Raw genomic sequence first — 24,893 nt, 5'->3', positions numbered from 1 at the left:
CGCCCGCGGGGGGGCTCGCCCCCCGGTGGGGAGCCGGGGGGCCGCGCGGCCCCCCCGTGCCGGGTGTCGGCCCCCGCCCGGCCACGGGGTCGCGAAACGGGGATCAGCCCTTCACCGCGCCGGTGATCACGCCCTTGGTGAAGTGCCGCTGCACGAACGGATAGATGATCACCGCCGGGATGACCGTCACCACCACCACCGCCATCTTGACCGCGAGCGTCGGGGGGTACGCGGTGACCCCGGGCAGGCTCACCGACGCGCCGGAGACGTTAGGTGACTGCCCGGCCAGGATGTAACTCTGCAGCACCCGCTGGATCGGGAACTTGTCGTTGGAGTCGATGTAGAGCACCGCGTTGAAGTACACGTTCCAGTAGCCGACCGCGTAGAAGAGCCCGACCACGGCGATCACCGCCTTGGACAGCGGCAGCACGATCCGGGTGAGGATGCGCAACTCCCCCGCGCCGTCGATGCGGGCGCTGTCGAGCAGTTCCGCCGGCACGTTCATGAAGAACGCGCGGATCACCACCAGGTTGAACACGCTTATCGCGCTGGGCAGGATCAGTGCCCAGATGCTGTCCTTGAGCCCCAGCCCGGTCACCACCAGGTAGCTCGGCACCAGCCCCGGGAAGATCAGGAACGTCAGCAGGAAGTAGAACAGCAGCCCCCGGTGGGCCACCGAGCCCGGTCGGAACAGCCCGTACGCGGCCAGCACGGTGAGCACCAGGCTGACCGTGGTGCCGAGCACCGTGACCAGGGTGCTGATCCACACCGCCCGGGTGACGTCGCCGCCGCTGAAGATGGTGATGTACGCCGACGGGTCGAACTCCCGAGGGATCATCACCATGCCCCCCGCCTCGTCGATGGTGCCCCGCGAGGCGAGGCTGGTGACCAGCACCGCCCAGAGCGGCACCAGCACCGCCGCCACCAGCAGCGTGAGCACGACCCCCTTGCCGATGGTCAGCGACGTCGACGGGCGGCCCGCCCACACCGGACGACCGGGGTGGCGTCGCCGCGGCGGTGGCGTCGGTGGCCCTGCCGTGGTCGGTGCCGCCGGCACCGGCCCGGCACCACTGAGTTGTGCGGTCATGATTTCGCGTACACCCCCTGCTCACCGAGCCGATGGGCGATCTTGTTCGCGGTGAGGATCAGCACCAGCCCGACCACCGCCTTGAACAGGCCCGCCGCGGCACCGAGCCCCCACTGCTGGGTACTGATCGCCTGGTAGTAGACGAACGTGTCGAGCACCTCGGCGGCCTCCCGGCCGACCGCCTCCCGTTGCAGGATGAACTGTTCGAACCCGACCGAGAGCGCGTCGCCGAGCCGCATGATGAGCAGCAGCACGATCACCGGACGCAGGCCGGGCAGGGTGATGTGCCACAACCGTCGCCACCGGCCGGCTCCGTCGGCCGCCGCCGCCTCGTACAGGTTCTGGTCGATGGCGGACAGCGCGGCCAGGAAGACGATCGCGCCCCACCCGAGGTCCTTCCAGACCGCCTCGGCGGTGACCAGCACGATGAACGTGTCCGGGTTGGTCATGATCCCCCAGGGTTCCAGCCCGGCCTGGCGCATCTCCTGGGCCAGCAGTCCGGCCCCGCCGAACATCTGCACGAAGAACGTCACCACCAGCACCCAGCTGAAGAAGTGCGGTAGGTAGACGACGCTCTGCACGAAGCCACGCAGCCGCCCGGAGACGACGCTGCTGAGGATGAGCGCCAGCAGGATCGGCAGCGGGAAGAAGAACACCAGCTGGAAGGCGGTGATGCTCAGGGTGTTGCGGACCGCGTCCCAGAACAGCGGGTCGCGGAAGAGTGCCTCGAAGTTGCCGAAGCCGATCCACTCGCTGTTGAGGAACGCGTCCAGCGGGTCGTCGCCGACGAACGGGTTGTAGTCCTGGAAGGCGATGATGTTGCCCAGCGTGGGCAGGTAGTGGAAGACCAGCAGCAGCGCCGCCGCCGGCGCGGCCATCGCCAGCAGCGGCCAGTCGCGGCGCAGCCGGACCCGCAGGCTGCGCCGCCGGGGACGCCGCGGTGACGGCGTACGCCCGGCGGGTGGCCGCGTGTCCACGGCGCCGGGGGCACTCACGATCGCACCCCGGCACCGGTCGGCGGCGCACTCACCCGCCCGCTCATCGGCCGTTGTCGGCGAGCGCCTTCTCGTGGAACGCGCGGCCCTCCTCGCCACCGGTGTCGAGGAACTCCTTACGAACCTGGGCCAGGTCGCTGACCGGGCGACGGCCGCGCAGGATGTCGCGGAGCTTGTCGTCGGTCGGCTGGATGATCTTCGACCAGTTCGCCGGCAGCTCCAGCTTGATCCCGGCGAACAGGTCCGGCTCCATCTGGCCGATGTGGTTGCGGTAGTACCCGATGTAGTCCTGCACGTAGTTCGGGGTGTCGCCGCTGCGCACCTTGACCGGCACCCGACCACCGATGTGGGTGTACTGCGCGCCGAGTTCCTTACGGCCCAGCTCGGTGAGCGCCGGCGTACCGTCGGCGCCCCGGGTGAAGTGTTGTCCCTCCACGCCGTACTCGCGCAGCTCGAACTCCCGGCTGCCGAACGGGGCGGCACACCAGTTGAGCACCCGCAGCACCTCGTCGACCCGCTCTGCGGGCAGGTCCTTCTTGAGGAAGGTGTAGAAGATCGGCTTCTCGCTGCCCCAGATGACCGGTTGGGCGCCCTGCGCGCCGAAGACCGGCAGCGGCTGCATGTCGAAGGTGGGCAGCTCCTTGACCCGTTCGCTCTGCATGCCCTGCCAGGCGCCGAGGCCGTCGCGGTACATGAGGATCTTGCCGGAGTTGAACAGCTGTTTCTCGTCGGCACCCTTGCTGGCCACCGTGTCCGGGTGTACGAGGCCCTCGGTGAAAAGCCGGGCGGTGAACGCCAGCGCCGCCTCGAACGCCGGGTCCTCGAACTTGTGCTGCAGACCGCCGTCGGGCTTCTTGCGCCAGGTCTGGTGGCAGCCGAAGTACTGCTGGACCATTTCGAAGACGCTGCCGAAGGCCCACACGCCCTTGGCCGGGTCGGTGGCCTTCTTGCCGAACTCGTACAGCTCGTCGGGGCTGGTGGGGGTGGCCAGCCCGGCGGCGCCGAGCAGATCCTTGCGGTAGAACATGGCCCAGGCGAACGGACCGTCGGTGGGGAACGGCACGGCGTAGAGCCGCCCGCCCCAGACCGAGTACTCCCAGGCACCGCTGGGCAGTGCCGCCAGGTACGGGTACTTCGCCGCGTTGTCGCCCTGAAGGTGGTCGGTCAGGTCGGTGAACAACGCCTTGACCGCGTCGGAGAACCGGGCGACCTTGTCCACCTCCCAGTTCGGCGCGGACAGCAGCTCCGGCACGTCGCGGGCACCGAGCATGGCGTTGAGTTTGTCGGCGTAGGTCAGGCCGTCCTGCAGGCTCGGGTTGACCTCCACGCCGAGCTTGCCGTTCACCGCACCCAGGTAGGAGTTGCGGCCCAACGGCGGTGGGGTCGGACCCCACCAGGGGCTCATCGTCTGGATCGGCGGGCCACCCCGCCCGGGCGGCTCGGTGACCGCGTCGACGAGTTCACGCGGATAGCTGAGGTAGCCGTGCGGGATCGGGCCCTCGCCGGGGATGTCCGGCTTGAGCAGCTCGGCCGGCTTGTAGGTGGGCAGCACCGCCTTGATGGCGTCGGCGTTCGTGGCGCTGCCCTGGCTGCCGGCTTCCTTGCTGCAACCGGCCAGCGCGCCGCCGCCCACGGTCGCGGCGGCACCGAGGCCGATCAGCCGCAGCATGGTCCGGCGGTCGGTGGACGTGCGCGCAGAAGGCGTCACGGCGCGCTCCCTTCGTCGTCGATAACGGTTTGCGGAGCGGGGGACTCCGGCTAGGATTAGTTGGGGTTCTAGCCGAACAAACTAATCGACGGCAATGCGTCCCACAAGACAGCGCGGGCGGCCTGGTCGGTCCCGCCAGCGCGGTACGCGATGATGGACGCGCGCCACGACACCGGCGCAGGGAGCGGGCAGAGCGTGATCAGCATCCACAACGAACCGCAGCCGACCGACCTCGGTGACGTCCGCGTCGCCAACCGGGCGGTGGTGCTGCGGCACGTACGCCTGCACGCCCCCTGCTCCCGCGCCGACATCGCCGCGCGCACCGGCCTGAACAAGGCCACCGTCTCCAGCCTGGTGACCGAGCTGATCGACCAGCGGCTGGTCCGCGAGACCGGGCTCACCGAGAACCGGGTCGGTCGCCCGGCCACGATGCTGGTCCTCGACGGTGAGCCGTACGCCGCGCTGGGTTTGCAGATCGGCGCCGACGAGCTGGTGGCCGTCGCCGTCGACCTCGGCGGCAACCGGCTGCTGACCTGGCGCCGGGCCTTCGCCGCCAGCACCGTCACCCCCACCGAGACACTGCGCGCCCTGACCGCGCTCGCCCGGCGAGCGATCGGGCGGGTCACCGCCCAGGGCCGCACCGTCCTGGGCCTCACCGTCGGCGTACCCGGCCTTGTCGACCCGTCCGGCGCGGTACCCCTGGCCAGCGCCCTGGACTGGCGTGATGTACCACTCGCGGCGGAACTGCGCGCCGCCCTGCGGGATCCGGAGTTCGCCGTAGGGGTCGACAGCGTCGCCAACCTCGCCGTCCTCGCCGAGCAACGGCACGGCGGATACGCGGCCACGAGCGACCTGGTGCACCTGACCGGCGGGCTCACCGTCGGCGCGGGCATCATCGCCGCCGGACGACTGCTGCGGGGCGGGCGCGGCTTCGCCGGCGAGATCGGACACCTGACGGTGGATCCCGCCGGGCCGCCCTGCCGCTGCGGCACCCAGGGCTGCCTGACCGCACTGGTCGGCCTGCCCGCCGTGGTACGCCGGCTGCTGCCCGACGTCGAGGCCGACGGCCCGGTCGTCGACTACCTGCCGGAACTGACGCGGATCGTGGCGCTCGCCCAGCAGGACGACCCCGGCGTGTGCAGCGGCCTGGCGGAGACCGGCCGGCACCTCGGTCGTGGTGTCGCCGTCCTGGCCGACCTGCTGAACCCGGAGACCGTCGTGCTCGGTGACCACTTCGCCACCCTGGCACCCTGGCTGCTGCCGGCGGCCCGGTCGGAACTGGCCGCCCGGGCGCACGCCCCGGGTGCCGGCGGGTGCCGACTGGAAGCCTCCACCCTGGACACCGCAGGCGCGCTCGGCGGCGCCACCGCCGCCCTGGCCACCATCGAGGCCGGGCGGCTACCCGCCCGCTGAACGACGGCAAAGCTGCCGGTCGATGCGTGCCCAGCCGGTCGGAGTCTTGACCCGACCCGCCGAGGGTGCCAACCTCGAAGCGAGCCGCTCCGCACGGGCACCCGGGGCGGCTTGTTCTCCACGGTTTGTCGAAGCGCTTCGCCAGCGTCCGGGCCGACGACCGTCACCCCACCATGACCTGCGAGGCCGCTCGGCCATCCGCCGTCGAAGCGCTTCGACCTCCGGCGCGCCGGGCACTGGAAGGCGATCCACCATGACCGACCGCACCACACCCCCGATCCGGGACCGGGTCGAGGACCTGCTGACCCGGCTCACCGTGCCGGAGAAGATCGGACTGCTGCACCAGTGGCAGGCCCCCGTCCCCCGGCTCGGCCTGCCCGGCTTCCGCACCGGCACCGAGGCGCTGCACGGCGTCGCCTGGCTCGGCCCGGCGACCGTCTTCCCCCAGGCCGTCGGCCTGGCCAGCACCTGGAACCCCGACCTGGTACGCGCCGTCGGTGACGCCGTCGGCGACGAGGTACGCGCCAAGCACCACGCCGACCCGCAGCACGTCGGCCTCAACGTGTGGGCGCCGGTGGTCAACCCGCTGCGCGACCCGCGCTGGGGACGCAACGAGGAAGGCTGGTCGGAGGACCCGTGGCTGACCGGTCGACTCGCCACCGCCTACGCGTGGGGGCTGCGCGGCGGGCATCCCGAGCGGCTGCGTACCGCCCCGACGGTCAAACACTTTCTCGGCTACAACAACGAGACCGACCGGGCCACCACCTCCAGCGACCTGCCACCCCGGGTGCTGCACGAGTACGAGCTGCCGGCGTTCCGCGCCCCGCTCGCCGCCGACGCGGCGGTCGCCGCGATGGCCAGCTACAACCTGGTCGACGGGGTGCCGGCGCACCTGAGCCCGCTGATCGACGGTGAGCTGCGCCGGTGGGCACCCGGCGAGGTCCTGGTCGTCGGCGACGCGGGGGCGGTGAGCAACATCGCCGGGGTGCAGGGCCACCTGCCCGACCACGTCGAGGGGTTCGCCGCGGCGCTGCGCGCCGGCATCGACAGCTTCACCGAGGACGACGCCGACAGCGCACCGACCCGGCGGTATCTCACCGAGGCCCTGAACCGTGGGCTGATCACCGAGTCCGACCTGGACCGGGCGGTCCGTCGGGTGCTCACCGTCCGGCTGCGGCTGGGCGATCTCGATCCACCGCACACCGACCCGTACGCCGGGACCGGACCGGAGGTGATCGACTGCCCGGCGCACCGGGACCTGGCCCGGGAGGCCGCCCGGCAGTCGGTCGTGCTGCTGCGCAACCGTGGCCTGCTGCCACTGTCGCCCGGCCTGCGGATCGCGGTGCTCGGTCCGCTCGCCGACGCCGTGCACACCGACTGGTACAGCGGCACGCTGCCCTACGCGACAAGCACCGTCCAGGGGTTGGCGCGGCGGCTGCCGGAGCTCACCAGCGACCCCGGAACCGACCGGATCACCCTGCGGGTGGGTGACCGTTACGTGGGATGCACCGACGGGGCCGACGGTGGTCCGTTGACCGTCGGCGCCGACCCGGCCGCGTTCGACGTGTTCGACTGGGGTCGGGACACGGTCGCGTTGCGGGCCGTCGGCAACGGCCGTCACGTCGGCGTCGACGACGACGGCGGGCTGGTCAACGACCGGTCCGGGCCCGGCGGCTGGGTGGTGCGGGAGACCTTCCAGTTCGATCCGCTGCCCGACGGCAGCGTGCTGCTGCGGCACCTGGCCACCGACCGCTACGTCACCGTCGACGAGCACGGCCGGTTGCGGGTCGACGGCGACGACCGGGCCGGCACCGGCTTCGGCATCGACGTGGTCACCGACGGCGCCGCGCGGGCCGCCGAGCTGGCCGCCGCCGCCGACGTGGCGGTGGTGACGGTGGGCAACCATCCGATGGTCAACGGACGCGAGACCGAGGACCGCCTCGACCTGGCCCTGCCGGCCCGGCAGGAGGCGATGCTGCGCGCCGTGCACGCCGCCAACCCGCGCACCGTGCTGGTGGTCACCAGCAGTTACCCGTACGCGCTGGGCTGGGCCGGGCGCCACCTGCCGGCGGTGCTCTGGTCGGCGCACGGCGGGCAGGAGCACGGCAACGCCCTCGCCGACGTGCTCCTCGGCGACGCCGACCCGGGCGGTCGGCTCACCCAGACCTGGTACGCCGACACCGCCGAGCTGCCCGACCTGCTCGACTACGACGTGATCGGCGCGGACTTCACCTACCTGTACTACCGGGGTGAACCGCTGTACCCGTTCGGGCACGGGTTGTCCTACGCCGAGTTCGACTACCGTGATCTGCGGCTGAGCGCCACGACGGTCGACGTCGGCGACGATGTCGAGGTGAGCGTGGACGTCACCAACACCAGCGACCGACCCGGGGTGGAGGTGGTGCAGCTCTACACCCGGCAACGGCGCTCCCGGGTGAAGCAGCCACTGCGGCAACTGCGCGACTTCGCCCGGGTCGTGCTCGCGCCGGGTGAACGGCGTACCGTCACGCTGCGGCTGCGCAGCGACGAGCTGAGCTGGTGGGACACCGACCGGGAGGGCTTCGTGGTGGAGGATGCCACCCATACCGTGCTGGTCGGCCGGTCGGCCACCGACGTGCGGCTGGTCGGCGCGGTGGCCGTACGCGGTGAGCCGCCGGCCCGGCCGGCCCGGCCACACGCCGCCAGCGGGGTCCGGTGAGCGGGCGGGGCCGGGTGCCGTCCGGTCAACCCACCATCGCCGACGTGGCCCGGCACGCCGGTGTCGCGGTGAGCACCGTGTCGTATGTGCTCAGCGGCAAGCGGGCCATCTCGGAGCTGACCCGCAACCGGGTGCTGGCCAGCGTTCGGCTGCTCAACTACCACCCGAACGCGGGCGCCCGGGCCCTGGCCAGCCGACGCGCCAACGTCATCGCGTTGGTGCTGCCGCTGCGCTCGGGCATCCAGGTGCCGGTGGTGATGCAGTTCGCCACGGCGGTGGTGACCGCCGCCCGCGGTCACGACCACGACGTGCTGCTGCTGACCTCCGACGAGGGCCCGCAGGGGTTGCACCGCATCGCCGCCGGCGCCCTGGTCGACGGGGTGCTGGTGATGGACGTGGAACTGCACGACGCCCGGGTGCCGCTGCTGCGCGCGCTGGGCCGGCCCAGCGTGCTGATCGGGCTGCCCGCCGACACCGACGGCCTGACCTGTGTGGACCTGGACTTCCACCGTGCCGGGCAGGTCTGCGTGGAGCATCTGGCGGGGCTCGGACACCGCCGCGTCGCGCTGCTCGGCGCGCCGGCCGCCGTCTACGAACGCGGCACCGGGTTCGCCCACCGCACCCGCGCGGGCGTGGTCGAGGCGGCGGCCCGGCACGGCGTCGAGGCGGTCACCTTGCCCTGTGAGGAGAACGCCGCGCAGGTGCACGCCCGGGTGGTCGAGCTGTTCGCCCGGCAGCCGGAACTGTCCGGTCTGGTGGTGCAGAACGAGGCGGCGGTGGGCCCGGTGCAGGCGGCGCTGGCCGCGCTGGGGCGACGGGTGCCCGACGACGTGTCGGTGGTGGCCGTCTGCCCGGACCAGTTCGCCGAGCACGCCAGCCCGCGCCTGACCTCGGTGCCGGTACCCGCCGAGGAGATCGGTCGACAGGCCGTGTCGCTGCTCATGCGTCACCTGCGGGACGAGCCGACCCCGCAGGTGACGCTGCTGGAACCCCGGCTGACCGTGCGGGACAGCACGGCCGCGGCGACCGGCGCGACGGCGTCGTACGTCGACCGGGCGGCGGCCCGGTGACCGGTCCGGTTCACCGGATCTGGGACACCGCACCGGCGGACGACTGGCCGGACGCCCTGCTCGCCGGCAACGGCGAGTACGGGATCATGGTGCACGGCCGGCCGTGGGCGGAACGCATCGTGGTCAACCATCACCGGTTCGTGCTGCCCAACGGCACCCACGACGCCCGCCCGCCGCGGCTGGCCGCGCTGCTGCCCCGGATCCGGCGGTTGATCCTGGCCGACCGCCGCGCGGAGGCGAGCCGGCTGCTGGCCGGTGACGGCGAGCTGCGCTGGACGCAGTCGTTCCATCCCGGCTTCGTGTTGACCGTCGACGCCGACGCCGGGCCGGTGGAGGACTACCGCCGGTACGTCGACTTCGCCACCGGCGAGGTCGTGGTGCGGTGGGCCGGTGGGAGCCGCCGGTCGTTCGTCTCGCGCACCGACCGGCTGATCGTCACCCGGCTGGACATGGGCGCCTGTCGGATCGGCGTGACCGGCGACCTGCCCGGCCGCCCCGCGGGGCTGCGCTACACGGTGTCGGCGTACCGCCACGACGGGTTGGTCTTCCTGCGGGCGCGGGCCCGCTACCCGACGGCCGGCACCGCGTACGGCTTCGAGGGGTTGACGTTGCTGCGTGGCGCGGTCGAGATCGACGGCGACGGAGTGCGGGTCGACGGGCCCGCCCTGCTGGTGACGGTGCTCGACCGCCCGCACGGCCGGTGGCGTACCGGGGGGTTGCAGCGTCGACTGACCGGCCACCGTGACGCCCGCTACGGCGATCTGCTGGCCCGGCACACGGCCCGGCACACCCCGGCGTACCGGCGGGTGGAGCTGGACCTGGCGGTGCCGGCGGCGCAGCGGGAGTTGCCCGTCGGTGAGCTGCTGGCCCGGCAGGCCGCCGCCCCGCACACGCTGGACGCGGCGCTGCTGGAGCGGCTGTTCCACGCCGGGCGTTACCTGCTGCTCAGCGCCAGCGGCGTGCTGCCGCCCCGGCTGACCGGGTTGTGGCTCGGTTCGTGGGACGCCGCCTGGGCCGGCGACTTCACCACCGACGCCAACCTGAACCTGCAACTGGCCTCGGCCAACCTGGCCGCCCTGCCGGAGGTCACGCAGGCGCACGCCCGGCTGGTCCGCGCCCAGGTCGGACACTGGCGGCGCAACGCCCACGCCATCTACGGGGCGCGCGGGCTGTTGGCCCCGAGCCGCACCGACGGGGAGCACGGTCACCTGTTCCACCTGCATCCGGACTGGCCGTTCGCGGCCTGGTTGCCGGGCGCGCACTGGCTGCTGTTCCCGCTGTACGAACGGCATCTGGTGACCGGGGAGCCGTTGGGTGAGGTGGCGGGTTGGCTGGTGGAGGCGGCCGAGTTCCTCGCCGACGTGCTGACCACCACCGGCGACGACGGGACGTGCGGGTTCGTGCCGTCGTACTCGGCGGAGACCGGGCCGCTCGACGCCTCGGGTACGGCGGTGCACGTGGCGGTGAACGCCACGATGGACATCGCCGCGGCGCGGCACGCGTTCACCGTCGCCGCCGCGCTGACCGGCGACCGGCGGTGGACGCGGTTGGCGGCGCGGCTGCCGCCGTACCGGGTCGACGCCGACGGGGCGTTGACCGAGTGGGCCTGGTCCGGTTACCGGACCGACGACAACCACCGCCACGTCAGCCACCTGTATCCGGTGTGGCCGCTCGATGAGATCAACCCCGAGGACACCCCGGAGCTGGCCACCGCCGCGCACCGGGCGCTGCGCCGCCGGGGCGACGAGAACCTTTCCGCGCACGGCAGCCTGCACCGGGCGCTGGCCGCCGCCCGGCTGCACGACGGGTCGCTGGTCGAGGCGAACCTACTCAAGATCGTCGGCAACGACATGTTCTTCCGGTCGCTGATGAGCGCCCACAACCCGGGTCGGGTCACCTACAACGCCGATGCCGCGCACGCGCTGCCGGCGGTGCTGATCGAGTCACTGGTGCGGGGACGACCCGGTCGGCTGCGGCTGCTGCCGGCACCGCTGCCGGGGCTGCCGCGCGGCAGCCTGCGTGGGGTGCGCTGTCCCGGGCGGGTCACCGTCGAGGAGTTGACCTGGCGGCCGGGTGCGGTGCGGGCCCGGCTGGTCTCGGCGGTCCCCCGACGGCTGCGGGTCCGCAGCCCGTACGGCGAGACGGTCCGGCAGGTGGCCGCCGGCGTACCGGTCGAGGTGTCGTTCACCGGGTAGCCGGCATCACCGCGACCCGGTTGGCGGCGCTGGCCGGGCACTAGACTGCCCGCTCGATGGACGTTGAGTCGACTTCAGCCGCCGAGACCCGCGCCTGCGCCCACTGTGGGCGCGACGTGCCGCAGCGGGCCGGTGCCGGCCGCCCGTTCCGGTACTGCCGGGACAACGACGGTGCCTGCCAGCGGGCCTCCCGCAACAACCGGATGCGGCACCGCAACGCCCCGGGCCTGCCCGGGCAGGTGGCCCGGACCTGGGAGGCGGTTGACCGGCTCGACCAGATCGTGGCCACCCTGACCGAGGCGCTGCACGCCGAGTTGTCTCCCGCCGGGGTGCAGCGGCAGTTGTCACAGCTGCGTGCGGAGACCGCCGGGGAGATCGCGGCGGCGCAGACCGAACGCGACGAGGCGCTGCGGGCCGCCGAGGACGCCGCCGCCCAGGCCGAGCGGCAGCGTCGGCAGGCCCAGGCGGCGACCGTCGAGCGCGACAGCGCCCGCGACGAGGCCGCCCGCGCGGCCGAGCAGGCCGAATCGGCGGTGAACCGGGCGCAGGATGCGCAGACCGCCCGGGACGAGGCGCGGCGGGAGGCCGCCGCCGCGCAGGCGTTGCGGGCCCAGGCCGAGGCGGACCGGGACGCCGCCCGCGCCCAGGTGACCTCGGTACGGGCCGACCTGGCCGCCGAACGCCGCCGCAGCGGCGACCTGACCGCGGAACGCGACGCCGCCCGTACCGACGCGCAGCGGGCCGTCGACAGCGCCGCGGCGGCCCTCGCCGAGGTCGACCGGCTGCGGGCCGAGACGGACCAGGCGCGGGCCGCGGCCGAGCGAGCCCACGCGCAGGCCGAGCAGGCCCGGACGGAGACCGAGCAGGTTCGGGTCGAGGCTGCGCAGGCTCGGGCGGAGGCGGAGCGGGCGCGGACGGAGGCGGCCTCGGCCCGAACGGAGGCCGAGCGGGCGGAGCAGGCCCGGACGCGGGCCGACGCCGACCGGGAGCACGCCCAGGAGCAGGCCCGGCAGGCCGGTGAGCAGCGGGCCGCGCTGGCCGCCCGCGTCGAGGAGTTGGGTGCGGAGCTGACCGGCCTGCGGGCGACGCTCGGCGCCGCCGAGAGCCGGGTGAGTGAGCTCACGGTACGCCTTCGCGCCACCGAGGCCGACCGCGACGACGCCCGCGAGCGGGTGGCCCAACTCGCCGCCCAGGTAGCCGACCTGGCCACCGCCCTCACCCGCCCCACCCGCTGACCTCCGGCCCTCCCCCGTCCCGCGCCGATCATGCAGTTGTGGTGCCCCAGAAAGCGCTCAGTTCGGACAAATCGACCGCCATAACTGCCTGATCGGCGGGCCTGGATGCGGGAGGATGGCGGCATGGGTAGGACGCATGAGCGCATCGAAGGGCGGCTACGGGAGTTCATCGAGGCACAGCCGATGTTCTTCACCGCGACCGCGCCGCTGGCCGGCGACGGCACCGTCAACCTCTCCCCGAAGGGCCTGCGCGGCTGTCTCGCCGTCCTCGACGAGCAGACGGTGGCCTATCTGGACTTCGCCGGCAGCAACGCCGAGACCATCGCCCACCTGCGCGAGAACGGCAGGATCACCCTGATGTGGTGCGCCTTCGCCGGCCCGCCGAACATCGTGCGGATACACGGCCAGGGTGAACCGGTCTTCCGCGACGACCCCCGCTTCCCCGACCTGCTGACGCACTTCCCGGACATCGACACCACTCAACACGGCCTGCGGGCGGTCATCGTGGTGCGCGCCCGGCTGATCCGCGACACCTGCGGCTACGCGGTGCCGTTCATGACCTACGACAATGACCGGGACCTGCACGCCCGCCGTTTCGCCCGAGAGGACGACACGTCGCTGGACGCCTACTTCGCCGGCAAGGACGACATCGCCACCAGCATCGACGGCCTGCCGGGCCTGCCGTTGCCGCTGCCGCCGACGCCGCGGACCGGCTGACCGCACCGGGTGCACCACGACACCGGCGCAGCCCTGCCCGGCGCGTCGACCCGCCGCGTCGCCGCACCGAGACCTGGGCCGGTTACCATTCCCGCTGGCGGTGACAGTCCGCCGAGACGACCCGGCCGGGACGACCCCCGCCGGGCGTACGTGATGGCCGGCTACCCTGGACTGCGCACCCGGCTGTACGGGTTGTCGAGGCCCGGGATCGGGAATGACCCGGCGGAGACGGACCGTTACACCGTTAGGACCTGCACCACCGAAGAGGGGAAGTCGATCATGGGCGAGCGTATGCTGCGCGGAAGCCGGCTGGGCGCGGTCAGCTACGAATCCGACCGCAACACGGAGCTCGCGCCGCGGCAGACCCGCGAGTACCTGTGCGCCAAGGGTCACCAGTTCGAGGTGCCGTTCGCCGTCGACGCCGAGGTGCCGACCACCTGGGAGTGCAAGTTCGACGGCAGCGTGGCCCGGCTGGTCGACGGCAGCGAGCCGGAGCAGAAGAAGGCCAAGCCGCCGCGTACCCACTGGGACATGCTGCTGGAGCGACGTTCGATCGCCGAGCTGGAGGACATCCTGGCCGAACGGCTGCAGGAGGTCCGTACCCGTCGCGGTCGCGCCTGACCCGATACGTCGACGGTGCCCCCGGGATTCCCGGGGGCACCGTTTCGTTGTGCGTCAGCGTGGTTCGACGATCTCACCCTCGATGGCCTCGCCCTCCGCCGGACGCGTCCCGGTGGCAGACGTCAGCGGCGACGTCGTCGGTGCCTGCGGCGGCGGAGCCTGCCCCGGCTGCTGCGGCCCGCCCCGGTACACCCGCACCCGCCGGGGGCCGAACAGGTCACCGGCGGTCATCGACGACACCCGGCGCTCCGCGGCCCGCTGCACCCCACCCCGGGCCAACCGGCGCACCGGCGGCACCAGCAGCAGCACCCCGACCAGGCCGCTGACCAGACCCGGGGTCGCCAGCAGCAGCGCACCGAGCAGCCCCACCAGCCCGTCGGTCACCTGCCGACCGGGCGGCCGACCCGACTGCGCGGCCTCCCGGAAGCCCCGCCACGCCCGTACGCCCTCCCGGCGCAGCAACACCAGGCCCAGCATCGAGGCCGCGAACACCAGCAGCGTCGCCGCACCGAACCCGAGCGCCCGACCCACCACCACGAACACGGCGATCTCCACGGCCGCGGACACCAGCAGAGCCAACGGTACGAACCTCAGTGCTCGGCGCATCTCACCCCAACCGCCTCACGGCGCCTCGTCATCTCGGCCCCGCCCCGGCGGGCGCAGCCGTCCCGTCCGTCCAGCATGACACGCCGCCGCTCAGCGCAGGTTCGCGGAGCCGCGCCGGCAGCGTCGCCGCCGACCCGGCCGGGTCGCTCTCAGGGCCACCGCGCCTGCCCGGCCGTGGCCGCCCGCATTCCACGCCGCACCGCCGTACGACGGTCGCGCACCGCCCAGCCGGTGATGCGCCACAACGCCTCCACGACGATCAGCGGACTCATCTTGCTGGCGCCACGCTCCCGCTCGGCGAAGGTGATCGGCACCTCCACGATCCGCGCTCCCGCCCGGTGCGCCAGCCGCGACAACTCCACCTGGAACGAGTACCCCTGCGAACACACCGAGTCCAGGTCCAGGGCGTCCAGCACCCCGGCCCGGTAGACCCGGTAGCCGCCGGTGGCGTCGGCGACCGGCATCCCCAACGCCAGCCGCGCGTACAGGTTGCCGCACCGCGACAGCAGCAGCCGCCGCAGCGGCCAGTTCACCACCCGGGCACCCCGGGTCCACCGCGATCCGATCACCACGTCGGCGTCCCGGGCCGCGGCCAGCAACGCCGGCAGGTCCTCCGGGGCGTGCGAGCCGTCGGCGTCCATCTCGACCACCGCGTCGAAGCCACGCCGCCGCGCCCACGCGAACCCCGCCAGGTACGCCGCACCGAGTCCCTGCTTCCCCTCCCGGTGCAGCACGTGCACCCGCTGGTCGGCGCGGGCGATGCCCTCGACGATCGCACCCGTGCCGTCGGGGCTGTTGTCGTCGGCGACGAGAATCTCCACCTGCGGCGCGGCCCGCCGGACCCGCCGCACGATCGCCGTGACGTTGTCGGCTTCGTTGTAGGTGGGAATCACCACCAGCACCCGACCCACACCGGGCACCCCGGTCGTCACCGGACGGATGTCGGTTCCGCGTACCACCGTTGCCCCCTCACCCCGGGTGGGCGGCCCCCGGTTCGGGCCGGCCGTCCCGCCGGCGCCGCAGCACCGCCGCGCCGACCACCGCGGCCACGGCCAGCCCCGCCAGCACCACCTCCGGCAGCACCCCGACCCGGGTGGCCAGCGTGCGTCCCTCGGTCAGCCGCAGCTGCCGCACCACGACCGCGCGGGTGTTGAACCCGGTGGCGTCGCTTACCCGCCCGTCCGGGGTGACGAACCCGGACACCCCGACCGTGGAGGCCATCAACGCCGCACGCCCGTGCTCGACCGCCCGCAGCCGCACCATGGCCAACTGCTGACGCGCCTCGGCCTCGTCGAAGGTGGCGTTGTTCGTCTGCACCACCAGCAGCTGCGCCCCACCGACGACGGTGTCGCGGACCAGCCCGTCGTAGGCGACCTCGAAGCAGATCACGTCCCCGAGCACCGCCGGGCCGCTGTCGATCACTCCCGGCTCGGCGCCGGCCACGAAGTCGGCCCGCACCCGGTCCACCTGGTCGCTGACCATCCGGGCGATCCGGCGCAGCGGCACGTACTCGGCGAACGGCACCGGATGACGCTTGACGTACAGCTGCTCCAGGTCGGCGCCGCTGCCCGGACGCCACAGCACCCCGGCGTTGCGCACCTGTCCCCGCTCCGGCCCGCGCAGCACGGCCCCGACCAGGATCGGCACCCCGACGGCGTCCGCGGCGGCGGAGATCCGCGCCCCGGCCGAGGGGTTGCGCAGCGGGTCGATGTCGCTGGAGTTCTCCGGCCACACCACCAGGTCCGGTCGGGGCCGGGTGCCGGCGGCGACCTCACCGGCCAGCGCGATGGTGGCCTCGACGTGGTTGTCGAGCACGGCCTGCCGCTGGGCGTTGAAGTCCAACCCGAGTCGCGGCACGTTGCCCTGCACGATCGCCACCGTCACACCCGCCGCGTCACGGGTGGTGGACACCGGCACCAGCAGCCCACCGGCGAGCAGCAGCAGCACCGCCGCGGCGCACCCGGCCGCCGGCGCCCACCGCCGGGCACCGCCGCCGCGGCGCGCCCGGACCGTCCACCACGCCCCGGCGACCAGCGCCCCACCGGCCAGCGCCACCGCGAACGTCACAAGTGGCGCACCGCCGAGCGCGGCCAGCCGCAGCAACGGCGAATCGTCCTGACCGAACGCCAACCGGCCCCACGGGAACCCGCCGAACGGTGTCCGGTCGCGCAGCGCCTCCTGCCCCACCCACAACACGCCGGTCACCGCCGGCCACATCGCCGGGAACCGGTCGACCAGCGGCGACACCCACGCCGAGGCCAGCCCCAGCACCGCCAGGTAGCCGGCCTGCAGCAGTGACAGCAGCACCCACGGCAGGTAGCCGGTGTGCAGGTTCGTCCAGGCCAGCAGCGGTGCGAACAGGGTCAGACCGGTCAGGAAACCCAGACCGGCGCCGGCCCGCAGCCGCCGCCGGTGGGTCGCGGCGGCCAGCAGCGCCACCCCGACCGGCGCCAGCGGCCACCACCCGTACGGCGGAAAGGCCAGCAGCAACGCGAGGCCGGCGACCACCGCCATGGCGACGGCCACCGGCAGGCGCACCAGGCCCGCCGGCACCTCACCGGGCGGCGGCGGTTCGGGCCCGGCGGCGCGGTCCACGGTCGTCACGGGCGGGTCGGACGCGATCACGCGCCGAAGGCTACCCGCCCGCCGGCACCACCCGCCCGCCCGCCTGCCCGGATGGCCGGTCGGCGGCAGGCGGCCGTCACCGGCGGCCGGCCTGCGTCACAGCCCCGACCAGCCGCGACAATCGACAAGTAATGTTGCTGATGTGGCAAATGAGGAGGCGGCGGTGCTGGCAGCGGTCGGACCCCGACTGCGAGCCCTCCGCAAACAACGCGGCACCACCCTGAACGACCTCGCCGACACCACCGGCATCTCGGTGAGCACCCTGTCCCGGCTCGAATCCGGGCAGCGCCGCCCCACCCTGGAACTGCTGCTGCCACTGGCCCGCGCCCACCAGGTGCCCCTGGACGAACTGGTCGGCACCCCCGCCGTCGGCGACCCCCGGGTCCGCCCCCGCCCCATCGTCCGCAACGGCATGACGTTCCTGCCGCTGACCCGCCGCACCGGCGGCCTGCAGGCGTTCAAACAGATCCTGCCGCCACACACCCCCGCCGACGCGCGACCACAGTCCCACGAGGGCTACGAGTGGCTGTACGTGCTCTCCGGCCAGCTACGCCTGCGCCTCGGCGACCACGACCTGCTCCTCAACCCCGGCGAGGTCGCCGAGTTCGACACCCGGGTGCCACACTGCGTCGCCAACCCCGGCCCCGAACCCACCGAAGTGCTCAACCTGTTCGGCCCGCAGGGCGAACACCTGCACGTACGTGCCCGCCCCGCCAGCGGCGGCACCAGCGGCCACGACGAAGTCGGGGCGCGGCATACGCCGCGCCCCGATGCTCCCAGGCCCCTCCCGGCCGGTGCGGCGGAATGCGGCACGCCGACCTTCGGACCGACCCGACGGTGACTGGCTGTCCCCGCCTGGCCGTTGTCTACTGGCCGTGCACCCCATCCTGCCCGTACACCGGTAACCGCGGCCGGTTCGCGCCGCCCCGCCGACCCCCGCCCGCTGGACCTGGCCGCCGCGACTGAACATGCACCGTGTCGCTCGGCCAGCGGACGAAGGGACGAAGCGAACAACAGCCGCTTCCCGTGGTAGGACTCAAAGACGGTACGTGGCCCACCCCCGACCTTGTCAACCCACCCCCGACGAGTCGTCGCCCCGATCCGGCGTGTCGGGGCGGCCACCACCTCGCCGACACCCCGGCCACCGCAACCATCCACCCCGGTCAACCGAGCAGCGAGCGCAGCAACCCCCGGGCCGCCACCTGATGCTCCTCGGCCAGCATCCCGGCCGCGGCCAGCACATAGTCGGTGTCCACCACCGACCGGGCCGCCCTCGGCAACGCCCACCCACCGGCATGGTCGGTCAACACCGCGTCCAACACCCCGGCCGCGTCGTTGTCCGAGGCGTGCCGCAGCACCCCACCCGAGCCGACAAGCAGCCGCACGTCCCGCAGATCCCGACCGGCCCGCTCACCGGTGCCCACCCCACGGGCATGGCGACGCAACGCCACCGTCGCCGCCAACGCCGCGATCCGCGCGTCGACCACCCGACCGGCGGCATCCGCCGGCAGGAACCCGGGATCGGCTGCCCGCACCGCGGCCTTCGCCGCCAACCCGTCGGCCTCGGTCACCGCGACCAGCCGTTCCTCGACGGCCGCCCGCACCACCCCCGGCGCGCTCCACCGCACACCCAGATCCCCCTCGACCGTCCGGGCCCGCCACAGCTCACCAGCCACCTCCCGACCCGGCCCGGCGGCCCGCTCGTCCGGAGTGAGCACCGAGTACACATCCGTGGTCGCGCCACCCACGTCGACGACCACCAGGTCACCGCCGGCCACGTCGGCGAGCACCTCCACCCCCGACAACACCGCGTCCGGCGTCGCCGCCCGCACCAACCGGGTGAACCGGCCACCCCGCGACAACCCCTTACCACCGATCACGTGCCGCAGGAACACCTGCCGGATCGCCGAACGCGCCGACACCGGCGCCAACACCCCGATGCGGGGCAGCACATTGTCGGCCACCGTCACCGGCACCCCCGCCCCAACCAACAACCCGTGCAGGTCGTCGCGGACGTCACCGTTGCCGGCGAGCACCACCGGCACCCGCCACCGGGCCCGCGCCAGCCGCGTCGCATTGTGCGTGAGCGTCTCCGCGTCCCCGCCGTCGGTGCCACCGACCAGCAGCACCACGTCCGGACGGGCCGCCCGCAACGCCGCCAGCTCCGCCCGGCCCAACCGCCCCGCCGCCACGTGCACCACGTCCGCACCCGCCGACAGGCCGACCCGCCGACCCGCCTGCGCGGTCACCAGCGGCTCGTAACCGATGACCGCCAGCCGCAACCCACCACCCGCCGACGAGCACACCAACCACGGCACCTCACCCGAGGTGAGCCCGACCGTCGCCGCACCCACCGCCGCGTCCAGGCCGTGCAGCACATCCGACCCCACCGTGGTCGGCGCCGCCGCCGCCGACACCAGCCCACCACCGTCGAGGTCGACCACCGCCACCTTCGTGTACGTCGAACCGACGTCGGCGCAGACCGCGACGTTCACACCGCAGCGGGCACGACCACCGTGCCGGTCGCCGTCACCGCCACCAACGGCTCAGCCAACACCTCCGCCGCCGACCCGCCCCGATCCGGCCGACCCCGGCACACCACCCGGGCCTCGAAGTCGATGGTGCGACTACGGGTACCCACCCGGGTCACCGTCGCCACCACCTCCACCACGTCACCGGCCCGCACCGGCGCCCGGAACTGCACATCCGAGTACGACGCGAACAACCCCTCGTCACCGTCGGTACGGATACACACCTCGGTGGCCACATCCCCGAACAGCCCCAACGCGTACGCCCCGTCGACGAGATCGCCCGCATAGTGCGCGTGCGCGTACGGCACATACCGCCGATGCGTCACCGTCACACCCAACCGACGGTCAGTCATGCCACCCTCGCCCTCCTACCCGTGATCAACGCGTGGACCAGATAGGACGCCACCTCACCCGGGGTCGTACCCCGACCGAAGATCCGATCCACCCCCAGCTCCGCGGCCTGCGACTCGTCGAACCGCGGCCCACCCACGATCAACAACGGTCGCCGGGCCGCCGGCAACGCCTCCCGGAACGCCGCCGACATCTCCCGCGTGTTGTGCAGATGGGCATCCCGCTGCGTCACCACCTGCGACACCAGTACCGCGTCCGCCCGCGCCACCCGCGCTGCCTCCACCAACTCCGGCACACTCACCTGCGCACCCAGGTTCGTCACCGACAACTCCCGGTAGTACTCCAGGCCCTTCTCCCCCGCGATCCCCTTCACATTCAAGATCGCGTCGATGCCCACCGTGTGCGCGTCCGTACCGATACAGGCACCCACCACCGACAACTTGCGCCGCAACCGCCGCTTGACAACCGCGTTGACCTCCTTGGCGCTCAGCAACGGAAAGTCCCGCTCCACCACCCGCACCGCCGACAGGTCCACCAGATGGTTCACCCGCCCGTACACCACGAAGAACGTGAACCCGTCACCGATCGGCTTCGCGTGCACCAGCAACGCCGGATCGATACCCATCCTGTTCGCCAACTGCACCGCCGCACCCTCGGCCCGCTTGTCATGCGGCACCGGCAACGTGAACGACACCTGCACCATGCCGTCACCGGTGGTGTCCCCGTACGGCCGCACGACACTACCGCCCGTCATGCCGGCTGCTCCAGGATCTCCGTGGCCGGGTTGAAGTAACCCACCTCGTGCCGCGCCACACCGCCCAGACCCTTACCCCGATCCGCCGGCCGCTTCATGATCCCGAACGTGCCCTCGGCGATCGCCGTCAACAACGACTGCTCACCGATGCGCTCCAACAACTCCACCGCCTCGGCCAGCACCCGGTTCGCCCGCTGCTGAATGAACCCACCCGGCGCCGGCACGAAATCCTCGTGCAACCCGCCCGCCGCGCCGAGCACGTACCGCACGTTCTGCAGGGCGATGTCCCGATCCGACAACCACGGCGTCACCACCGCCTCCGTCATCATCCCCACCAGCAGGATCCCCTGCCCGGTCATCGTGCCCACCAGATTGAAGAACCCGTCCAGCAGATTCCCCCGGAACACGTCCCCCGTCATGTGCTTCGTCGGCGGCATCCACTTCAACGGCGCATCCGGGAACAACTCCCGCGCCAGCAACGCGTGCGCCAACTCCAGACGGAACGACTCCGGCACCTCAGGGTTGATCTCGAAAGCGTGCCCCAGCCCCAACTGCCAGTCCGCCAACCCCGCCTCATGCGCGAAATACTCGTTGAGCAACTGCGACACCGTCACCGTGTGCGCCTCGTCCACCGCATCCGCGGTGGTCAGATAGTTGTCCTCACCGGTGTTGATGATGATCCCCGCCCGCGCGTGCACCTGCCGCGAGAACCGCTGGTCGACGAACGTACGCACCGGATTGATGTCCCGGAACAAGATCCCGTACATCGAGTCGTTGAGCATCATGTCCAACCGCTCCAGGCCCGCCAGGGTCGCCATCTCCGGCATGCACAACCCCGACGCGTAGTTCGTCAGCCGCACATACCGCCCCAACTCCTTCGACGACACGTCCAACGCCGCCCGCATCAACCGGAAGTTCTCCTGCGTCGCATACGTGCCCGCGAACCCCTCCCGGGTAGCGCCCTCCGGCACGTAGTCCAGCAGCGACTGCCCCGTCGACCGGATCACCGCGATCACATCCGCACCCGCCCGCGCCGCCGCCTGCGCCTGCGGAATGTCCTCGTAGATGTCCCCCGTCGCCACGATCAGATAGATCCACGGCCGCCGCGGCGGATCACCGAACCGCTGCACCAGACGGTCCCGCTCGACCCGACGCCGATCGATGCGCCGAATCCCCGCACCAACCGCCCGCCGAGCCGCCCGCCGAGCCGCGGTAGCCGCCCGGCCAGCGGGAACGGTGAACCGCACCGAACCGGCGGCAGCCTTCTGCGCCAGCAGCGTCACGTCACCGACCTGCTCACGCGCCAGAGCGTCGAACACCGGCAACGCCACCCCGTGCCCCAGACCGACATCCGCCACCACCGCGTCCACCAGCCGGTTCACCCACGGAATGCCGTCCGGATCCGCACCGGCCACCCCGGCCAGCCGCAACACCGCCCGCTCCACCGACACCGTGGTGTGGCCACGCGCCAACTCCACCACCGGTCGGCCGGCCCGCCGCGCCAACTCCCGCGCCCGCGCCACCAGCACCGGATCCAGATCAAGCTTTCCCGTCACGCGGACCCTTCCTCATAGATCACCTCACCGCGCAGCACCGTGCGCCGGCACACCGGCAACGGCGTCGGATCATCCGCACCACGCGCCTCCGGATCCGCGGCCTGCAACACCGGCAACCCCCGCTCCACCCCCGCCGGCGTGGACCACACCGCGAACGTCGCCGGCGCACCCAACGCCAGCACCCCCTCGCTGTCCAGATGCACCGCCCGCCAACCACCCCGGGTGTGCGCCGCGAACGCCGCCCGCACACTCATCCGCTGAACCGGATTGTGATGCGCCACCGCCGCCCGCACCGAACCCCACGGATCCAACGGCGTCACCGGCGAATCCGACCCGAACGCCAACGCCACCCCGACACCGTGCATCGCACCCATCGGATTCGACGCCAACGACCGCGCCAACCCCAACCGCGTCTCGTACATCCGTCCCGCGCCACCCCACAACCGGTCGAACGCCGGCTGCATCGACGCCACCACCCCGTACTCCACGAAACCCGCGATCAACCGCCGATCCACGATCTCCGCGTGCTCCACCCGATGCCGCGCCGCCCGCAACCGGTCCGTGCCCAGGTGCCGCGCCGCGCCCGCGAAACCCTCAAGCACCGTCGACACGGCCGCGTCACCGATCGCATGGAACCCGCCCTGCATCCCGTGCGCCGCACAGTCCAACAAATGATCACGAACCTGGTCCGCGCTCAGATAACCGTGACCACACCCGTCACCATCGGCGTACGGCTGCGACAGATGCGCCGTCCGAGACCCCAACGCGCCATCGGCGAACAGATCACCACCGGCACCGACCGCCCCCAGCTCCCGCGCCCGCGCCGCACCACCCAACTCACCCCAGTACCCGTACACCTCCGGCACCCCCGCACCGGAGATCGCCAACAGGCCGGTGAAGTCCTCCTCGTCGGAGATCTCCGGCCCACCGCACTCGTGCACCGCCGCGATCCCCACCGACGCCGCGTGCCCCAACGCCACCCGCTGCGCCGCCACCCGCTGCGCCCGCGTCACCGACGCCCGCGCCACCGCCCGCACCACATGATGCGCGTCCCGACGCAGCCAACCCGACTCGTCGTAGCCCGGCGCGGTCACCGCCTCCGGACACGCCGCCAGCAACGCCTCCGACACCAACGCCGAATGGATCGACGCCTGCGACAGGTACACCCGCCGACCGTCCGCCGCCCGACCCAGCTGCGCCGCCGACGGCGGCTGCGCCACCGGCCACGTCGACTCGTCCCACCCGTGCCCCAGCACCACCGCGTCCACCGGCAGCCCCGCCGCGTACGCCGACACCGCCTCCAACAGCTCACCGGCCGAACGCACCCCGGACAGATCCAGCCCGGACAACACCAACCCGGTGTCGCTGACATGCACGTGCGCGTCCACGAAAGCCGGCGTCACCAACGCACCGTCCAGCTCCACCACCCGATCGGCCGGCGGCGCGTCGGCATCCGAACCCAGCCACACGATCCGCCCGTCACGAACCAGCAACGCCGTAGCGGACGGATCCGCCGGGCAGTGCAGCACACCGGCGCGGTACAACGTCGAGGGGATGTTCGTCATGGCCTCAGTCTGCCGCCAGCCGCGCCTCGAACAGCCCACGCACCCCCGGCTCGCCCCGCAACAACCCCAACGCCAACTCCGCGTGCCCCGGCACGTACCCGTTGCCGACGAGCATCGTCACGTCCGCCGCCAGACCCTCCGCACCCAACGCCGCCGCCGCGAAACTCGTCGCCATCGAGAAAAAGATCACCGTGCCGCCGTCCGCCGTCGCCAACACCGCGCCGTGCTCACAACCCGGCACGTCCACGCACAGCACCGTCACGTCCGCCGGCACCCCCAACGCAGAGGTCACCGCCGTCGACAACGCCACCGGATCACGGGCATCGGCCACCACCACCGCATCGGCCAGGCCCGCCGCCACCAGCGCGTCACGCTCCGCGGCCACCGGCACCACCCCGACCGTACGGCCCGCACCCGCCCGCCGCGCCGCCGCCAGCGACAACGAACCGCTCTTGCCCGCGCCGCCGACCACCGCCACCGTCACCGGCCGGGCGTCCCCCTCGGCCGCCCGCTCCGCCACGTGTCGGGACACCACCCGCGACGTCAACGCCGGCGCACCGCACACGTCCAGCACCGCCAGGGACAGCTGCGGGTCCAGGTCCTCCGGCAGCACCGCCGCGACCGATCGGGCGAACAGGATCGCCCACCCCGCACACGGCACCTGCTCACTGCGCCCGTCCCAGCCGGCCAACCCGTCGGTGACCACCAGCGGGGTCAACGTCAACGACACGAGCGTGGCCACCCGCTCGCCCGCCTTGAGCCCCAACGGTGAACGCCGACCCGCCTCCTCGACCGTGCCGATCAGCATGCCGCCCGACCCGGTCACCGGGTTCTGCATCTTTCCCCGGGTCGCGATGATGTCGAGCACCTCGGCCCGGATCGCGGCGCCGTCCCCGTCGTGCTTGACGGACAACTGCCGGAAACTCGCCGCGTCCAGGTTCAAGCGCTCCACCCGGATCCGCACCTCGTTCGGCGCGATCTCCGGACGCGTGTCGAGCCGCCAGGCGGCCTGTGGCAACACGCCCGCAGGCTCCACGACACGGTGCAGTCCCACCGGTGACGTCACACCCACCTCCCCTGTCCGGCCGCCTGAAGCCTCGCCTTGGACTCGCATGGCGGGAAAACTTACGGCAGAATAATTTCTCTACCGAAATTTTTCCAGTAGC

The 24,893-nt window shown here is 72.7% G+C and carries 19 protein-coding genes and 1 pseudogene; 8 read left to right on the top strand and 12 right to left on the bottom strand.

What is annotated here, in order from left to right; translation table 11 throughout:
• Positions 1 to 103 precede the first annotated feature (103 nt).
• Genes V5O40_RS19485 through V5O40_RS19475 form a run of 3 tightly spaced genes read right to left on the bottom strand, consistent with a single transcriptional unit; the run spans position 104 to position 3,790 of the window.
• Positions 104 to 1,087 (bottom strand): carbohydrate ABC transporter permease, encoded by a 984-nt coding sequence (locus tag V5O40_RS19485; RefSeq protein ID WP_332906797.1) that lies wholly within the window; start codon positions 1,085 to 1,087, stop codon positions 104 to 106.
• Positions 1,084 to 2,082 (bottom strand): ABC transporter permease, encoded by a 999-nt coding sequence (locus tag V5O40_RS19480; RefSeq protein ID WP_332906796.1) that lies wholly within the window; start codon positions 2,080 to 2,082, stop codon positions 1,084 to 1,086. Before V5O40_RS19480 ends, V5O40_RS19485 begins: the two co-directional genes overlap by 4 nt.
• Before the next feature lie 43 nt (positions 2,083 to 2,125).
• Positions 2,126 to 3,790, bottom strand: coding sequence for an extracellular solute-binding protein (locus tag V5O40_RS19475; protein ID WP_332906795.1), 1,665 nt, complete (start codon positions 3,788 to 3,790; stop codon positions 2,126 to 2,128).
• 195 nt (positions 3,791 to 3,985) lie between these two features.
• Here V5O40_RS19475 and V5O40_RS19470 point away from each other — a divergent pair, with 195 nt between their 5' ends.
• From V5O40_RS19470 to V5O40_RS19440, 7 genes are all read left to right on the top strand, one after another.
• Complete coding sequence (locus V5O40_RS19470) at positions 3,986 to 5,203, top strand: ROK family transcriptional regulator (RefSeq protein WP_332906794.1); 1,218 nt, start codon at positions 3,986 to 3,988, stop codon at positions 5,201 to 5,203.
• Positions 5,204 to 5,456: 253 nt separating this feature from the next.
• Entirely contained in the window at positions 5,457 to 7,901 is a 2,445-nt protein-coding gene (locus V5O40_RS19465; protein ID WP_332906793.1) for a glycoside hydrolase family 3 C-terminal domain-containing protein, read from the top strand.
• Positions 7,898 to 8,971 (top strand): LacI family DNA-binding transcriptional regulator, encoded by a 1,074-nt coding sequence (locus V5O40_RS19460; RefSeq protein WP_332906792.1) that lies wholly within the window; start codon positions 7,898 to 7,900, stop codon positions 8,969 to 8,971. The genes V5O40_RS19465 and V5O40_RS19460 overlap by 4 nt, the downstream gene beginning before the upstream one ends.
• Complete coding sequence (locus tag V5O40_RS19455; protein WP_332906791.1) at positions 8,968 to 11,166, top strand: glycosyl hydrolase family 95 catalytic domain-containing protein; 2,199 nt, start codon at positions 8,968 to 8,970, stop codon at positions 11,164 to 11,166. The genes V5O40_RS19460 and V5O40_RS19455 overlap by 4 nt, the downstream gene beginning before the upstream one ends.
• Before the next feature lie 56 nt (positions 11,167 to 11,222).
• Positions 11,223 to 12,401: a coiled-coil domain-containing protein gene (locus V5O40_RS19450; protein ID WP_332906790.1), complete on the top strand. Its 1,179-nt coding sequence runs from the start codon at positions 11,223 to 11,225 to the stop codon at positions 12,399 to 12,401.
• Positions 12,402 to 12,524: 123 nt separating this feature from the next.
• Positions 12,525 to 13,118 (top strand): pyridoxamine 5'-phosphate oxidase family protein, encoded by a 594-nt coding sequence (locus V5O40_RS19445; RefSeq protein WP_332906789.1) that lies wholly within the window; start codon positions 12,525 to 12,527, stop codon positions 13,116 to 13,118.
• Positions 13,119 to 13,397: 279 nt separating this feature from the next.
• Entirely contained in the window at positions 13,398 to 13,739 is a 342-nt protein-coding gene (locus tag V5O40_RS19440; protein ID WP_046564157.1) for an RNA polymerase-binding protein RbpA, read from the top strand.
• Positions 13,740 to 13,793: 54 nt separating this feature from the next.
• Here V5O40_RS19440 and V5O40_RS19435 read toward each other — a convergent pair whose 3' ends face one another.
• The 3 genes and pseudogenes from V5O40_RS19435 to lnt form a co-directional block, all read right to left on the bottom strand.
• Positions 13,794 to 14,345 (bottom strand): FxsA family protein, encoded by a 552-nt coding sequence (locus V5O40_RS19435; protein WP_332906788.1) that lies wholly within the window; start codon positions 14,343 to 14,345, stop codon positions 13,794 to 13,796.
• 149 nt (positions 14,346 to 14,494) lie between these two features.
• A complete protein-coding gene (locus V5O40_RS19430) occupies positions 14,495 to 15,304 on the bottom strand; it encodes a polyprenol monophosphomannose synthase (RefSeq protein WP_332906787.1) in 810 nt (269 codons plus the stop codon).
• A gap of 12 nt (positions 15,305 to 15,316) precedes the next feature.
• Positions 15,317 to 17,039: pseudogene (gene lnt, locus V5O40_RS19425) on the bottom strand (apolipoprotein N-acyltransferase); the annotation flags it as partial.
• Between the two features lie 73 nt (positions 17,040 to 17,112).
• Between lnt and V5O40_RS19420 the strand changes: the two are divergent.
• Positions 17,113 to 17,811: a helix-turn-helix domain-containing protein gene (locus V5O40_RS19420; RefSeq protein WP_332906786.1), complete on the top strand. Its 699-nt coding sequence runs from the start codon at positions 17,113 to 17,115 to the stop codon at positions 17,809 to 17,811.
• A gap of 322 nt (positions 17,812 to 18,133) precedes the next feature.
• Here V5O40_RS19420 and V5O40_RS19415 read toward each other — a convergent pair whose 3' ends face one another.
• From V5O40_RS19415 to kdd, 6 genes are read right to left on the bottom strand one after another with little or no spacing between them, the layout of a single operon-like run.
• Complete coding sequence (locus tag V5O40_RS19415; RefSeq protein WP_332906785.1) at positions 18,134 to 19,465, bottom strand: glutamate mutase L; 1,332 nt, start codon at positions 19,463 to 19,465, stop codon at positions 18,134 to 18,136.
• Positions 19,462 to 19,854 (bottom strand): 3-aminobutyryl-CoA ammonia lyase, encoded by a 393-nt coding sequence (gene kal / locus V5O40_RS19410; protein WP_332906784.1) that lies wholly within the window; start codon positions 19,852 to 19,854, stop codon positions 19,462 to 19,464. The genes V5O40_RS19415 and kal overlap by 4 nt, the downstream gene beginning before the upstream one ends.
• Positions 19,851 to 20,606: a lysine 5,6-aminomutase subunit beta gene (gene kamE, locus V5O40_RS19405; protein WP_269741766.1), complete on the bottom strand. Its 756-nt coding sequence runs from the start codon at positions 20,604 to 20,606 to the stop codon at positions 19,851 to 19,853. The genes kal and kamE overlap by 4 nt, the downstream gene beginning before the upstream one ends.
• On the bottom strand, positions 20,603 to 22,162 hold the full coding sequence (kamD, locus tag V5O40_RS19400; RefSeq protein WP_332906783.1) for a lysine 5,6-aminomutase subunit alpha: 1,560 nt from the start codon (positions 22,160 to 22,162) through the stop codon (positions 20,603 to 20,605). Before kamD ends, kamE begins: the two co-directional genes overlap by 4 nt.
• A complete protein-coding gene (locus V5O40_RS19395; protein WP_332906782.1) occupies positions 22,159 to 23,727 on the bottom strand; it encodes an amidohydrolase in 1,569 nt (522 codons plus the stop codon). The genes kamD and V5O40_RS19395 overlap by 4 nt, the downstream gene beginning before the upstream one ends.
• A 4-nt stretch (positions 23,728 to 23,731) precedes the next feature.
• A complete protein-coding gene (kdd, locus tag V5O40_RS19390) occupies positions 23,732 to 24,841 on the bottom strand; it encodes an L-erythro-3,5-diaminohexanoate dehydrogenase (protein WP_332906781.1) in 1,110 nt (369 codons plus the stop codon).
• Positions 24,842 to 24,893: the final 52 nt, after the last annotated feature.

The sequence above is a fragment of the Micromonospora palythoicola genome (genome assembly GCF_036689795.1).
In the GTDB taxonomy this organism is placed as follows: Bacteria; Actinomycetota; Actinomycetes; order Mycobacteriales; family Micromonosporaceae; genus Micromonospora; species Micromonospora palythoicola.
Note: the sequence above shows the minus strand (reverse complement) of the source record. Positions and strands in the feature narration are given on the sequence as shown.